Source organism: Sulfurovum sp. (genome assembly GCF_041562805.1).
In the GTDB taxonomy this organism is placed as follows: domain Bacteria; phylum Campylobacterota; class Campylobacteria; order Campylobacterales; family Sulfurovaceae; genus Sulfurovum.
On record NZ_JBFFOH010000005.1, the window covers coordinates 1 to 14,309 of the forward strand.

General features: G+C 38.6%; 14 protein-coding genes. 3 read left to right on the top strand and 11 right to left on the bottom strand.

Translation table 11 applies throughout. The features are described 5' to 3' along the window. The 6 genes from ABYK33_RS01315 to ABYK33_RS01340 form a co-directional block, all read right to left on the bottom strand. A partial coding sequence (locus tag ABYK33_RS01315) for a cytochrome c (protein WP_373031098.1) occupies positions 1–352 on the bottom strand: 352 nt, incomplete at its 3' end. 10 nt (positions 353–362) lie between these two features. Then, positions 363–1,169, bottom strand: coding sequence for a quinol dehydrogenase ferredoxin subunit NapH (gene napH / locus ABYK33_RS01320; protein ID WP_373031099.1), 807 nt, complete (start codon positions 1,167–1,169; stop codon positions 363–365). Then, positions 1,169–1,993: a ferredoxin-type protein NapG gene (gene napG, locus ABYK33_RS01325; RefSeq protein WP_373031100.1), complete on the bottom strand. Its 825-nt coding sequence runs from the start codon at positions 1,991–1,993 to the stop codon at positions 1,169–1,171. The genes napH and napG overlap by 1 nt, the downstream gene beginning before the upstream one ends. A 2-nt stretch (positions 1,994–1,995) precedes the next feature. Next, positions 1,996–4,809: a nitrate reductase catalytic subunit NapA gene (napA, locus tag ABYK33_RS01330; protein ID WP_373031101.1), complete on the bottom strand. Its 2,814-nt coding sequence runs from the start codon at positions 4,807–4,809 to the stop codon at positions 1,996–1,998. Between the two features lie 191 nt (positions 4,810–5,000). Then, on the bottom strand, positions 5,001–5,666 hold the full coding sequence (locus ABYK33_RS01335) for a Crp/Fnr family transcriptional regulator (RefSeq protein ID WP_373031102.1): 666 nt from the start codon (positions 5,664–5,666) through the stop codon (positions 5,001–5,003). 89 nt (positions 5,667–5,755) lie between these two features. Beyond that, positions 5,756–6,604, bottom strand: a complete 849-nt coding sequence (locus ABYK33_RS01340; RefSeq protein ID WP_373031103.1) for a hypothetical protein — start codon at positions 6,602–6,604, stop codon at positions 5,756–5,758. 206 nt (positions 6,605–6,810) lie between these two features. On the opposite strand from ABYK33_RS01340, the gene ABYK33_RS01345 reads away from it, so the two are divergent. Further along, complete coding sequence (locus ABYK33_RS01345; RefSeq protein WP_373031104.1) at positions 6,811–7,731, top strand: branched-chain amino acid transaminase; 921 nt, start codon at positions 6,811–6,813, stop codon at positions 7,729–7,731. A gap of 9 nt (positions 7,732–7,740) precedes the next feature. Continuing rightward, positions 7,741–8,835, top strand: a complete 1,095-nt coding sequence (locus ABYK33_RS01350) for an SPFH domain-containing protein (protein ID WP_373031105.1) — start codon at positions 7,741–7,743, stop codon at positions 8,833–8,835. 83 nt (positions 8,836–8,918) lie between these two features. Here the strand turns inward: ABYK33_RS01350 and ABYK33_RS01355 are convergent, their stop codons facing one another. Then, positions 8,919–9,641 carry a 2OG-Fe(II) oxygenase gene (locus ABYK33_RS01355; protein WP_373031106.1) on the bottom strand — a complete coding sequence of 241 codons (723 nt, stop codon included), beginning with the start codon at positions 9,639–9,641 and terminating at the stop codon, positions 8,919–8,921. Positions 9,642–9,863: 222 nt separating this feature from the next. Here ABYK33_RS01355 and hisIE point away from each other — a divergent pair, with 222 nt between their 5' ends. Further along, positions 9,864–10,529, top strand: a complete 666-nt coding sequence (hisIE, locus tag ABYK33_RS01360) for a bifunctional phosphoribosyl-AMP cyclohydrolase/phosphoribosyl-ATP diphosphatase HisIE (protein ID WP_373031107.1) — start codon at positions 9,864–9,866, stop codon at positions 10,527–10,529. A 177-nt stretch (positions 10,530–10,706) separates the two neighbouring features. On the opposite strand, the gene purF is transcribed toward hisIE, so the two are convergent. The 4 genes from purF to trxA all read right to left on the bottom strand — a co-directional run bounded on the left by purF (position 10,707) and on the right by trxA (position 14,258). Next, positions 10,707–12,077, bottom strand: a complete 1,371-nt coding sequence (gene purF, locus ABYK33_RS01365; protein ID WP_373031108.1) for an amidophosphoribosyltransferase — start codon at positions 12,075–12,077, stop codon at positions 10,707–10,709. Position 12,078: 1 nt separating this feature from the next. Continuing rightward, positions 12,079–12,846: a 4-hydroxy-tetrahydrodipicolinate reductase gene (gene dapB / locus ABYK33_RS01370; RefSeq protein WP_373031109.1), complete on the bottom strand. Its 768-nt coding sequence runs from the start codon at positions 12,844–12,846 to the stop codon at positions 12,079–12,081. Then, a complete protein-coding gene (locus ABYK33_RS01375; protein WP_373031110.1) occupies positions 12,846–13,787 on the bottom strand; it encodes an NAD(P)/FAD-dependent oxidoreductase in 942 nt (313 codons plus the stop codon). Before ABYK33_RS01375 ends, dapB begins: the two co-directional genes overlap by 1 nt. A gap of 153 nt (positions 13,788–13,940) precedes the next feature. Next, on the bottom strand, positions 13,941–14,258 hold the full coding sequence (gene trxA / locus ABYK33_RS01380) for a thioredoxin (RefSeq protein WP_373031111.1): 318 nt from the start codon (positions 14,256–14,258) through the stop codon (positions 13,941–13,943). Positions 14,259–14,309 lie beyond the last annotated feature (51 nt).

Here is a 14,309-nt window from a genome sequence, read left to right on the forward strand (position 1 = left end):
CACCTGCTGCTGCTACTGCTGCAGCTGCAGCATGTTCTGTGGCTTTTTGTGTAGGTACACCTGCTTCAGTTTTCATCAGTAATGACATTGCTTCGATCTCATCATCATTAAGATTTTTTACCTGTGCTACCATCACACCTTTCATAGTATCACCATAGGTTCCATTTTTATAACCCATCATTGCATCTTTGATCTCTTTATAAGACATATCTTTAACTATCTTCGATTTCCCCAAGGCTGCCTTCTCAAAGTATTGTCCATGACATCCGGTACATGCTGCAACACTTACTGCATATGCACCTGTAGTTGCCAATAAAGCACCAAGTGCTACTACTTTTACTATCTTCTTCATATTTTTCCTCCTACTTGTTTTTCGTAAAACTACGAATACTAAACTCTAGTGCATCATCGTTGCACACATCCACACATCTTCCACAGTTTGTACACTCCCCATCTGTCACAGAGATACTCTCTTTACTGATCATATGCAGTACCTGCTTTTCAGGACATACCACTTTACAATCCATACATGCCGTACAAGTATCAGCATTATGCTTAACACGTATCAAGCTGTACTTACCTATAAGTGAATAACTCGCACCCAAAGGACATAAGTGTCCACACCAACCGTTCTTGACACCAAATAGATCAAACAAAAATATCGCAATGATCACCGCAGCGCCCATACCAAATCCAAAGACAATTCCTCTTTGCATTATAGTAATCGGGCTAAATACTTCAAAAGCAGCGATACCGACCACAGCTGAGATAATAAGTCCCACTACCATGATCCAATATCGTGCGCTTCGCTTCATAAAACGATAATTGACCTCTTCTTTATCGAGATTCAACTTGCGTCTGATCCAGTTAGCCAGATCTGTCACCATATTGATAGGACAAACCCAAGAACAAAATGCTCTACCGCCGATCACAAAATAAAATAGCGTGATAATAGCCGCACCAAGTAAAACGTCAGCACCTAGAACAAACCCTGTTGCCAACACTTGAAGTGTTGTATATGGATCAGCTAAAGGGATCGTACCAAAGATCATAGAAGTCCCAAAGGTACCGGCTAAGATATTCCAACCATACGCATTAGCAGAAAAGTACAAAAACAAAAGACCTATCTGAGTCGTTCTTCTAAGAAGTAAGTATTTTATATTTTTCATTAGTACTCTACCTCCGTATTCAGATAATCTGTTGAATCTTTTTTGCTTCGCTTAGTTGTTGTTTCTAAACCTTGTGCATCTTTTACACGTTCCTGGTCTTTTGCATCCCAACCTTTAACATAATGGTCACCCGCCTTACCTTTGGCTATATCATTTGGAAGTACAAAAATAGCAGGTTCTTCAGTGATACAGGCTTGTTCGCAAAGTCCACAACCTGTACAGGCATGGTCTTGTACAATTGGAAGCAAGAATGCATGTTTACCTGTTCTTTCATTTTTAACGTACTCAAGTGTGATCGCCACATCCAAAAGAGGACAGGCACGATAACACGCATCACACTGTATACCCCAAAAAGCAATGCAGGACTCTTTATGTACTACTGCCAAGCCCATAGAAGCTTTGTTAATGTCAAGTTCTTCTTTTTCATTTAAAAGACTTGGCATATCTAAAGCACCCGACGGACAAACAGGCACACAAGGAATATCCTCACACATAAAACAAGGCACTTCCGTTGGTACAAAGTAAGGTGTTCCTATCAGTAAGGAGTCACCACCCTTTGCCATTTGTAAGGTACTTGGTCTCTGCTTTCCTGTATCTCTATCTATATTAGTTTCTCTGTTCACACACGCTTCTGCACACAAACCACACTTGATACATGCTGCCAAAAAATCTTTCTCAGGCAATGCACCAGGAGGTCTGAGTACCAAAGGTGAAGCTTTTACAGAATCTGTATACCCACTCCACAACATTCCACCAAGGGCAGCTAAACCAACACTTTGCATTGTCGTCGCCATAAAGTTTCTTCTGTCGTTAGAGTGTTCCATGCTTATGCCTTATAGAGTTTTACTGCACATTTTTTAAAGTCTGTTTCTTTAGACATTGGACACGTTGCATCTAGACATACTTTATTAATGAAAACTTTTTCATCAAACCAAGGTACAAATACAAGCCCTTGAGGGACTCTGTTACGACCTCTTGTCTCCACTCTTGCTTTAACTTTTCCACGACGTGAGTCGACCCAGATAAGTCCACCCTGTTTAAATCCTTTTTTCTTCGCATCTTCGGGGTGCATATAACAAAGTGCTTCCGGTACCGCTCTAAAGAGTTCAGGAACTCTCATTGTCATCGTACCAGAGTGCCAGTGTTCAAGTACCCTACCTGTACATAACCATGTATCATAGTTTGCATCTGGCATTTCTGGTGGATCCATGTATGGTCTAGCATAGATCTTCGCTTTGTTTTTAAGCGATTTTTTGTTTTTATCTTTAATACCTTTAAGATCACCCTGGGCCAATGCCTTAGCCAATGTTCCATAGAATGCAAAGTCTGTTGCACCCGTTTCTTTCGCTGCTTTTGCTGCATACGGATCATACTTGACATTAAATCTCCATTGTGTCTCTTTACCGTCAACAACAGGCCACTTAAGTCCTCTTACTTTGTGATACACTTCAAACGGCGCAAGGTCATGTCCATGTCCTCTACCAAATTCAGCATACTCTTCGAAAAGATACTCATGAATCATAAATCCATACCCTTGCCACGGTTTACCGTCTGAGCCTTTTACATTACGACTGTCACCTCTTGATTCTGTATCATCATAACCTGCCTGAGGGAACTTATCGTTCAATTTATAAGATTGCGCTTTTTTATTTGCAAATAAGATCTCATACATCGTTGTATCTTCGTTGTATCCCATCTTCTTAGCATCTTTGATGATATTTGGAAGTACTTTTTTATTTCTAAGTGTTGATTCACCCCAAACATCTTTGACTGTAAATCTTTTAGAAAGTTCGATCCATTGCCAAGTATCAGACATCGAATCACCTACAGGAAGAACTTGTTGTCTCCAGTGTTGTGTACGACGCTCTGCATTTCCATAAGCACCCCATTTTTCATAGATCATTGCTGTAGGGAGTACAAGGTCAGAGACTTTTGCCGAGATACCAGGATACCCATCAGAACAAACAATAAAATTATCCATTTCTCGTGCTGCTTTGATCCAGTGTGAAGCAGAAGCAGAGTTTTGGTATGGGTTGTTGACATTGATCCAACAGAACTTAATCACACCATCTTCTATATCTCTATGGATCTTCATAAAATGCTGATTACCTACAGGGTTAATGGTACCGTCTGGTACTTTCCATCCTGCCTCAGTAATTTTTCTGTGTTTAGGATTTTTAACCATCATATCTGCTGGAAGTCTGTGACAGAATGTACCTACTTCTCTTGCTGTACCACATGCTGAAGGTTGTCCAGTAAGCGAGAATGCTCCAGAACCTGGCTTCGCCTGTTTATTAAGTAAGAAGTGAACATTATACGCCAAGGTATTTACCCATGTACCACGTGTATGTTGATTCATCCCCATCGTCCAAAAAGAAACAACCTTTCTTCCTTTTTGAATGTATAGATCAGCAAGATATTGAAGCTTTTTCTTAAACGCTTCTATATCTTCATTTGGATCACCTTTAGTTATTTTAGCCGTATACTCAAGTGTATATGGTTCAAGTGACTTTTTATACTCTTCAAATGAAATCTCCCAGTGTTTAAGTGTACCTGGTGTATTTGTCATCACATCACCCTCTTTATAGCCATAAGGTTCGAGTGAAGGTCCTTCTTTTGCTGAGATAGTTTTCGTCATCTCTTTTGAGATCGTTTCCATCTCAAGGACAGTGTATTTCCCCTCTTTAATAGATTTTTCATTATCACGTCTCATTCCATAACCAAGATTGACAGGACCTACGGCAAAGACCATATGTTGTTTTACAAAATCCCAATCAATGATTTTTTCTGCATCATCTCTCATTACAATTTCACGTGCAATGTAGTTCCACAGTGCCAAGTCAGTATTTGGTGAAAAAATGATCTCAACATCCGCAAGGTCAGATGTTCTATGTCTGTACGTAGAGAGATTTACGATTTTTACTCTATCTGGATTAGAAAGCTTTCTATCTGTAACACGTGACCATAAGATAGGGTGCATCTCTGCCATATTTGAACCCCAGGAAACCACTGTATCTGTAAGCTCAATATCATCATAACAACCACTTGGTTCATCAATACCAAATGTCTGATAAAAACCAACCACCGCAGACGCCATACAGTGACGTGCATTTGGATCAATAGCATTTGAACGGAATCCTGCTTTCATCATTTTCTGAGCAGCATACCCTTCCATTACCGTATATTGACCTGAAGCAAAGTTCGCCACACCTTCTGGTCCACTAGCTTTAAGTGCCTTTTTAATGTGTACTTCCATTTCGTCAAAAGCACGTTCCCAGCTTACTGGTTTAAACTTACCTTTTTTATCGAACTCACCTTTATCATTCATACGAAGCAGAGGAGTTTTAAGTCTATCTGCACCATACATGATCTTCGCATTAAAGTATCCTTTAATACAGTTAAGACCTCTATTTACCGGAGCAGCAGGGTCACCCTTAACAGCAACAATACGCCCATCTCTAGTCGCAAGCATGATCCCGCAACCCGTACCACAGAAACGACAAGCCGCCTTGTCCCATCTCCATTTGGATTCTGCTTTAGCTGCTGCCGCCTGTGCTTCCTGAGGGACTGTAATCCCCACTGCACCTGCGGCTGCTACTGCTGCTGAATTCTTCAAAAAATCTCGTCTATTTAATGACATCTTTCCTCCTTTTGGTAATTAGATAAATATAAATATACACAATAAGGATATCGCTATTGGAAAGACTAATTCTTGATATATGTCAAGAATTGAAGAATTTTAGTATGATTTGTAAAAATTATATTAAAGAATTATTTAAGACTATTTTTCTCTTATATTAAATAAAGTTAATTTATTGATTTTATGTTCAATTAAATTGATACATTTTTTTTCATGCTGTTGGTTTCGATGATTTCCTGAAGCGCATCTTGCTTCAGAATTTTCACGATGTGATCATCAATCGTAATGATCTCTTCTTTTTTCAGTTTAGTGAGGACACGAGACAAAGTTTCAGGTGTGATGTTAAGCATAGAAGCTATTTCATGGTTTTTTAAATACGAAAAAACTTTAGCATTATTTGAAATTAGATCTGCAATTTTTGCTTCAGAGGAAAATACCGTCTCTTTATGTAATAAATTTTCGAGTAACTTCATCCGTTTTGACATAGCCTTGATCATGGCTAAAGAAAAATCCAAATTTTCTAAGCACTTATGCAATTTGTCAAGTGGCAACAAACCCACTGCACCTTCTGAAAGAAATGCACAGGTCGCAGGAAATGCCACTCTCTCCAAAGCTGGGAACAAAGCAATAGCATCTGGAGCATGCATACCATGCAAATATACTTCTCTTCCAGTCGGAGTGGTCTTATAAAGCCTTACATTTCCTTCCATCAAGATATGCAAGTATGGGCTCTCCTCCTCTTCATAAAATACAATGTTGTCTTTACTGTAATGTTTAACATGTATATGCGCTTGTAACTCTGCCAAGTGTACTTTACTAAGCCCTGAGAAGAGTGGTATATCTTTAAGTTCGTACATTCAGTAAATTCCTTGATATAAATCAAGAAAATTATACCATAGGAATCTAATATAATACAAACTTATGTAAAAACTCGTTATTAAAGGTCTTATCTTTTGGATAAAAAACTATAAACACCCAAGGATATGATAATGAGTGCAATACCTAGGATCAGATAAAGTGCATGTATCATCTGGGAATAATCATGTAACGCGATCTTAAATACAACCATCAACGCTTCAATGGAAAGTGCAATGATAATAGCTATAGAGAATTTCGTTAAAACATTTGCATCTTCGTTTTCTTTACTGTAATTTTTGAAAAAGACTTCCCTTTCCAAAATTGTTTTTGCAAGGTCAAAAATAGCCAGACCTAAAGTGAGTGCTACGATAGGTTTAAAAAGTGCATCAAGAGAAAAGTTCCCTTCTATAAAAATACTTGAAGCATATCCGAACAGTGCATAAACAATAGCAAAAAAAGCAAATGCCATCAATGAAAAACCCACTGCTTTATAAAAAAATGTTGTAAAGTTATTAAAAGTTTGGTTGAGCTCTATCAGGCCAAACCTACCCAGTAAACCCGAAAGTCTAAAATCGATAAAGATATATTTGTCTTCTTCTTTTTTCATCACAGTAATACAGGTGTGTCCCGTTGCAGAACTGATGTAAGGGGGACTTACAGAAAACTCATCATCTTTTTGCATAACTTTTGTACGCATATAGGCTCTACCCTTATCCTTTGCCGACAGATCTCTTTTATGTCTAAAAATATTTGCACCACATTGCTTAAAATCCTGATCTGTTACATAGAGCAGTTCCATAGAAGGAAAGCTCTGAAACACTTTTTTATAGTTGCTTGATGTTTCGGCTAAGATCGAACCATTATTTTTCAAAGTTGTAATGATAAACTTTTCAATATCTTCCTGATTTTCCTCATAAACTTTAACAAATTCTTTCATTGTTGTTTCCCTTACTTTACTTAACGTTAATCGATAAAGTATAACATCAAAATAGCACTCTGACACACAAGTAACTGTATAGTTATTCACCAATAATATATATATGATAAACGTATATATTAGATAACCGACTATTAACAACAATTTAGCTAAAATAATTCATTAATTTTGACTGCCTTATATGGTAGGTCTTGGAGCGAATCGTAATGAACAAAGCAAAATATATCTGGATGGATGGTGAATTTACACCTTGGGATGATGCCAAAGTACATGTACTCACACATACACTACACTACGGTAACGGTGCCATAGAAGGGACTAAAGCCTACAAAACAGTAGATGGAAGATGTGCGATCTTTAAACTGAAAGAGCACACACAAAGACTTCTTAATTCATCAAAGATGACACTGATGGATGTACCATACACAGCTGAAGAGCTCAATAAAGCACAGGTAGAACTCTTGCAGAAAAATGAACTCTTTAATGGTGCCTACATTAGACCACTAGTTTATTTGGGGTATGGGGTTATGGGTCTTTATCATAAGGACTGCCCTGTACATGTCTCTATCTCTGCATGGGAATGGGGAGCGTATCTTGGTGAAGAGGGTCTTAGAAAAGGTGTTCGTGCAAAGATCACTTCTGTTACCAGACCATCTAATACCTCCGGTATGGGTAAAGCCAAAGCCGTAGCAAACTACCTGAACTCTCAAATGGCAAAATATGAAGCTGTTGAGGCTGGTTATGACGAAGCATTGCTTAGAGATGATCATGGGTATATTGCAGAAGCATCAGGTGCAGCTTTCTTCATGATTAGAGATGGTGTACTCATCTCTCCTCCTAGTGACAATACACTGGAGTCTATCACACAACAAACAGTGATAGACCTGGCTAAAGACATGGGTATAGAAGTTGTAAGACGCCGTATCACTCGTGAAGAAGTTTATATCGCAGAAGAAGCCTTCTTTACAGGAACAGCCGCAGAAGTGACACCTATCCGTGAAGTGGATGCACGTATCCTCGGTGCAGGCTCAAGAGGACCAATTACAGAAAAATTACAGACAGCCTATTTTGATGTAGTAGCAGGTAAAAACCCTGCCTATATTCAACACTTAACCTATATAAACTAAGGATAATACATGCCAGCAGACATGAACGACTATTTTAAAAAGAAAAAATCAAGTAACAACTCAAATAACAATAACAGTGGCGGAGGCGGAGGGAACAATTTTGAAAACCCTCTGAACAATATGGGTAAAGGTGCACCATGGATATTTGTCATCGTAGCCATTGGTTTTGCCATTTTTGTACTCAAACCATTTACGATCATCAACTCTGGTGAAGTGGGGATTAAAATAAACACTGGTAAATTTGAACAAGAACCTCTTAATGCCGGACTACATTTTTTTGTGCCGGTACTTCAAAAGATCATTCCTGTCAATACACGTATCAGAATGATCACATACTCTGATGTAAGAACAGGAGAACTGGGTGACGCATACAGAAACCTTGAAGGTGGACTTAAAAGAAACCCGGCTATCACCGTCCTGGACAAAAGAGGACTGACTGTTAATATCGACATTGCAGTACAGTACAGAATGAAGGCAGAAACTGCACCGGCAACCATAGAAAAATGGGGTACAAGCTGGGAAGAGAAGATCATCAACTCTAAAGTACGTGAAGTGGTACGTGATGTTGTAGGTCAATATACAGCAGAGAAACTTCCTGAAATGAGAAATGAAATTGCTGCTGCCATTCAAACCAAAGTAAGACAAAGTGTAGATGCACTTCCACAGCAGCCTGTTATACTTGAATCTGTTGAACTGAGAACTATCAACTTACCTGTAAAGATCAAAGATCAGATAGAAAGAGTTCAGATAGCTAAACAAGATGTTACCATCGCAGAACAAGAGAAAGAAAAAGCAAAACAACAAGCACAAAGAGCAGCAGAAGTTGCACGTGGTGAAGCAGAGAGAAACCGTATCGAAGCACAAGGTGAAGCTGACAAGATCCGTATAGAAGCAGAAGAGCAAGCTAAAGCGAATACACTCATCTCAAATTCACTTACAACACAACTCCTCGAATTAGAGCAGATCAAAACACAAGGGAAATTTAACGATGCCCTTAGAGTCAACAAAGATGCACCGATCTTCCTAACACCTGGTGGTGCAGTACCAAACATCTGGGTAGATGCAAAAGGTAAACAACAGCAGCGTTTGATGGGTGAACAGTAGTCCATCTCTCTATCCTCGGGCTCGTCCCGTGGATCCAGACTCTTTCTATTTAATTCTTTTCACTCAATCTTTACAAATATATCTTATATAGCATCGTGCCATTGAACTAAAGTAAGTCGATACCCCTCTTCTACAGGCAAAACTTCATGCGAAAAATAAGGGTTACTCGGAAAAATGATCATATCTCCAGCTTCCGGTTTTATTTTGACAGGTTCACCTTTACTGTTATAGAGATAATTAAACATCAGCTCTCCTCCACTAAAACTCTGAGCTCCATTTTGTACATTGGTCTTATGACTTGTGGCAAAAAGTACCGTAGATAATTTTCGCTGTGGTGCAACCAGTTTAAAAGCTATGGTCTGTTTTGCTTTATTGATGATCTCACTTGAATCATCAGCATGCTTAATATAAAAGAATCCTTCTTTATACTCTAAAACCTGCACATCCGTTGACAAAGTCAATGCAACAGAAAAATACTCCTCTATCACAGATTTATATTTGATAAATTGATCATCATAATACTTTGCATAAAGTGAATCCAATTTATAGATATTGGTTTTACGATACTCTTCTACAACTTCAGCTTGAACTATACCTGCAATCACTTCTTTTTTTACCTGTGCTTTTCTTTTTGTTTCTTCATCCTTCTGAACCAATTGTACAAGTCTCTCACATGATGCCTGTGAAAAAAAGTTTTTAATAATAAGATAGGGGAAATCTTTATATTGATTTGGTAAAAGTTTATTGGCTATGTCCATACTTTCAAATAAAGAATCACAATAAATGTGTGTACTGATCTGTATCATTGGATAAAACCATAGAATTGAAATTGGAAAAAAAACTGGTGCATAAAAAGCTCCTTGGCTTTTTTAATATATTTGATATTATAGTTCAAAAATCGACTATTTATCCTAAAATATTTTTTGTTGTCTCATAGTGACATTGTGTCCAGTCAAATCCAAAAAAGCTCCTCTAATGTATACAATCGATATAATAACATCAAATATTTTCCTTATGGAGATTTCCCTATGCAAATAGACTGGAACAAGAACCCCCTCATACCTGCCATCGCCCAAGACCATGAAACATCTCAAGTACTCATGCTTGCCTATATGAATGAGGAAGCCTACAACCTCACCCTCTCTACAGGATATGCTCACTACTTTAGCAGAAGCAAACAGCGCATCTGGAAAAAAGGTGAAAGTTCAAACCATACACAAGAAGTAAAAGATGTACTCCTTGACTGTGATGCAGATACTGTCATACTTAAAATCAAACAAAATGGTGTAGCCTGCCATACAGGACGTAAAAGCTGTTTCTTCACTTCAGTCATCCAAGATAAAATAATCCTGGACAAAGAAGTGGATACAGATGCCATCTATGGTGTTGTAGATACCCTTTACCATACTATCTTAGAGCGGAAAAATACTCCTGCTGAAGGTAAGTCATGGACTAAAAAACTTTTGGATGATAAAGAACTCATGCTCTCTAAGATCCGTGAAGAAGCAGATGAAGTCTGTGTCGCTATCAACGAAGAGAGTGATGAACAGGTCATCTACGAATCTGCTGACCTACTCTACCATACACTGGTAGGTTTAGGACACAGAGAGATCTCTCCGGACAGAGTAAAACAAGAGTTAGCAAGAAGATTTGGGATGTCTGGAATTACAGAAAAAGAAAGCCGTTCCAAATAAAGCCTATAATCACACGTAGTGTGTCTTGTTGTAGCGAACACCCTCGTAAGCGAAGCGATTCGAGAGCTACAACAATTTTTTGTTTCGTTTTTTCTAAAAAAATGAAAAGGGAAACAACACCTCAATCAAAATATGAGGCAAGTAGATAAACTACACTTCCCTCTCACTAAAATATATTTAGCAACTTCCCGCACACCCTGGGCTATCTGCATTACCACCTGCAAAATACTTCCCATCAAAAGAAACCAATGAATAGTTTCTATCAGTTCCCAGTGACTCTTTTAAACCTTCAATAGAAAGAAAGCCAAGAGAATCAGCATTCATGTTATCAGCAATCTCTTCTGGTGTAAACTTTGTAGAGATCAACTCTGCTTTTGTTGGTGTGTCAATACCATAACGACATGGATATTTTATCTCTGGTGCAGCAATACGCATATGTACTTCTTTTGCACCTGCTTCTTTGAGCATACGTACGATCTGCTTAGAGGTAGTACCACGTACAAGTGAGTCATCAATGATGGCTACTCTTTTACCCTCTATAAGATGCTTCACCGGTGAGAGCTTCATTTTTACTTTAAGATCACGTATCGCCTGTGTAGGCTCAATAAAGGTACGTCCCACATAATGATTACGTACAATACCCATCTCAAAAGGTACACCCAATCCTTCAGCATACCCTCTGGCTGCTGCTACACCGGAATCTGGTACAGGAAGTACAAGGTCTACCTCTGCCGGTGTCTCTTTAGCCAGTCTTTTCCCCATCTCTAAGCGCATTTCATACACATTTTTACCATCGATAATAGAGTCCGGTCTGGCAAAATAGATGTATTCAAAAGCACATGGATGATAGTCTGGCTCAAATACTTTTTCTGACTGAGGCTCTTTGCCTTCTTCAAAAATAAGCATTTCACCCGGTTCAACATCACGTATAAATTCTGCACCTACCAGATCAAATGCACATGTCTCTGAAGCTACGATATACCCACCGTCTTTTAGTTTAGCAAGACTGAGAGGACGAATACCAAAACGGTCTCGGATCACAAACATTTTAGAACGACTTTGGATCGCCAAACAATATGCACCTTCTATCTTTGTGAGCATATCTTTAATGCGGTCTACCAAAGAATCTTGCTGAGATTTTGCTATGAGATGAATAATGTTTTCTGTATCCATATCTGTTTGAAAAATAGCACCCTTGTCTATCAATTCATTTCTTACTTCATTTTTATTGATAAGATTACCATTATGTACGACCGATATCTCTCCAAGTTTATATTTTGCAAATACAGGCTGCGCATCTCCTGCAGACTCACTTCCTGCTGTTGAATAACGGTTATGCCCTACAGCACACCCACCATCTAGACTGTCAAGTGTTGTCTGTGAAAAAACATCTGCTACCATACCACGCTTTTTATACGTAGCGATACGTTTACCATTAGCTACAGAAATACCTGTAGCTTCTTGTCCACGATGTTGCATAGAAAAGAGCGAATAATACGCTACCGTGGAAGCTTTTTTTGCACCGAATACACCGACAATTGCACACATATTAAATTCCTAAACAATCATTTATAGAGTAAAGACCACTCTTTTTATCTACGATCCATGTCGCTGCACGGATAGCACCTTTTGAAAATGTCTCTCTACTGGTAGCTGTATGGTTCAGTTCCAGGAACTCACCATCATTGTAAAACCCAACTGTATGTCGACCGACAATATCACCACCACGAAGTGCCATTACAGCGATCTCATCTTTGCTTCTTGCACCGATCTGACCATCTCTTCCACTTACGCGTACTGCATCCAAGTCCAGACCACGCCCCTTAGCTGCAAATTCACCCAATGTTAATGCTGTACCGCTTGGAGCATCCACTTTATGTCTATGATGCTGTTCTACGATCTCGATATCAAAATCTACCAGTGTTGCCGCAACTTGCTCTACTAATTGTTTTAGAAGTGCAATCCCTGCTGACATATTTGAAGCGTAGAGAACCGGCATCTCTTTTGACGCTTCCGTGAGAAGATTTTGCTGATGTTCAGTAAAACCTGTTGTTGCAATTACCAATGCTGTAGGATTTTTTAATGCTTCTTCACAAAGTTCTTGTGTTGCCACAGGTGCCGAAAAGTCTATCACAACGTCACACACTTCAAGAAGTGCTTTCATACTATTAGTCACCAGTACATCAGAAGGTACATCAACTTTGAGTTCATCAAATACATGTAATGCACTAAGTTCCAATGTCTCATTTTCTAAAACATTTTTAATAAGGTGCTCACCCATTCTACCTGTACTGCCTACGATACCAACTTTTGCCATTACTGTTGCTCCTGAATATATGAAATTACTTGAAGTGCGGCTATGGAACCGTCTCCTGCAGCTGAGACTACTTGCTTGGGTGCATTGATACGTAGATCACCTGCAACAAAAAGACCTGGTACGGATGTATTCATATTCAGATCAACTACGACTTGACCCAAATCACTCATTTTACAAATGAATTCTCCATTGTCATCTTTCAGCACATCATTTTTCACATCCTGCCCCACGAAGACAAAAAGTCCTGTGTTATCCATGTGTGTAATCTCATCTGTTTTAATGTTTTTGATGTCAATGCCGCTAAGACCCATTGCACCACCTACTGCCTCTTCTATCACAGAATCTGTAATGAGATGAATATTCTCTTTTCTCATGGCTCTATCTAGTGTTGGAGGTGCTGCTCTAAATTCATCGCGTCTATGTACCACATAAACGTCTGAACAAATATTAGAAAGGAAAAAAGCTTCTTCTAAGGCCGTATCTCCACCACCAAGTACAGTAACTGGTTTCTCTTTATAAAAAAATCCGTCACATGTAGCACAGGTGCTCACACCTCTACCATAGAATTCATCTTCACCTTTAAATCCAGCACGTCTTGGTACTGCACCAGTACAAACAATGGCTGTCATCGCTTCTACTGTCTCACCACCTTCAAGTGTAATAGTGAAGTGTCCTTCTGTTTTTTGTATGGACTCTACTTTCTTCATCTCATGTTTCAAACCGAAATTAAAACACTGTTTTTGCCATGTGTCCATAAAATCGAGACCTGTTTTACTACTGTCAAAAAAACCAGGATAATTTTCTATCTCAGAACTCTTTGTTATCTGTCCACCCGGTACACCCATCTCAAACAGTGTTACATTTTTTAATCCACCACGTGTTGCGTAGAGCCCTGCAGTTAAGCCCGCCGGTCCGCCACCAATAATTGCACAATCTAACATTTTGAATCCTTAAAAAAAGTAAAATACTTAATCAAATAATATCTATTATACAATGAAAATACTTGGTTAAAAATTTTAGAAGATTTTATCTAAATATAGATATGAAAGAAGTGTTAAAAAGAGGGGTTGCACCCCTCTTACATGCATAATAACTTACAGTTGTTCGTTAATTTTTGCAGCAAATGCATCTTTAGAAGCTGCACCTACCATTTGGTCTACCATTTCACCGTCTTTAAAGAAAAGGATCGCTGGGATAGATCTGATACCATATTTTACTGCGATATCTTGTTGCTCATCTGTGTTTACTTTACAGATAGTCGCTTTACCGTCAAAATCTTCTGCAAGTTCTTCGATAACTGGAGCGATCATTCTACAAGGTCCACACCATGGAGCCCAAAAGTCTACCATTGTTACACCTTCAGCGATAGTCGCATCAAAGTTTTCGTTTGTTAAATCAATATATTTTGCCATATTTATTCCTTTATATTTTATATAAACAGTATAACCTATATTTCTTATAAA

Coding starts and splice junctions, on each gene's coding strand:
- napG (WP_373031100.1), bottom strand. CDS start 1,993: ATGGAACACTCTAACGACAGAAGAAACTTTATGGCGACGACAATGCAA.
- ABYK33_RS01375 (WP_373031110.1), bottom strand. CDS start 13,787: ATGTTAGATTGTGCAATTATTGGTGGCGGACCGGCGGGCTTAACTGCA.
- purF (WP_373031108.1), bottom strand. CDS start 12,077: ATGTGTGCAATTGTCGGTGTATTCGGTGCAAAAAAAGCTTCCACGGTA.
- ABYK33_RS01335 (WP_373031102.1), bottom strand. CDS start 5,666: ATGTACGAACTTAAAGATATACCACTCTTCTCAGGGCTTAGTAAAGTA.
- dapB (WP_373031109.1), bottom strand. CDS start 12,846: ATGGCAAAAGTTGGTATCGTAGGCAGTACAGGTAGAATGGGTGAGCAC.
- napH (WP_373031099.1), bottom strand. CDS start 1,169: ATGAAAAATATAAAATACTTACTTCTTAGAAGAACGACTCAGATAGGT.
- trxA (WP_373031111.1), bottom strand. CDS start 14,258: ATGGCAAAATATATTGATTTAACAAACGAAAACTTTGATGCGACTATC.
- ABYK33_RS01345 (WP_373031104.1), top strand. CDS start 6,811: ATGAACAAAGCAAAATATATCTGGATGGATGGTGAATTTACACCTTGG.
- napA (WP_373031101.1), bottom strand. CDS start 4,809: ATGTCATTAAATAGACGAGATTTTTTGAAGAATTCAGCAGCAGTAGCA.
- ABYK33_RS01355 (WP_373031106.1), bottom strand. CDS start 9,641: ATGATACAGATCAGTACACACATTTATTGTGATTCTTTATTTGAAAGT.
- ABYK33_RS01340 (WP_373031103.1), bottom strand. CDS start 6,604: ATGAAAGAATTTGTTAAAGTTTATGAGGAAAATCAGGAAGATATTGAA.
- hisIE (WP_373031107.1), top strand. CDS start 9,864: ATGCAAATAGACTGGAACAAGAACCCCCTCATACCTGCCATCGCCCAA.
- ABYK33_RS01350 (WP_373031105.1), top strand. CDS start 7,741: ATGCCAGCAGACATGAACGACTATTTTAAAAAGAAAAAATCAAGTAAC.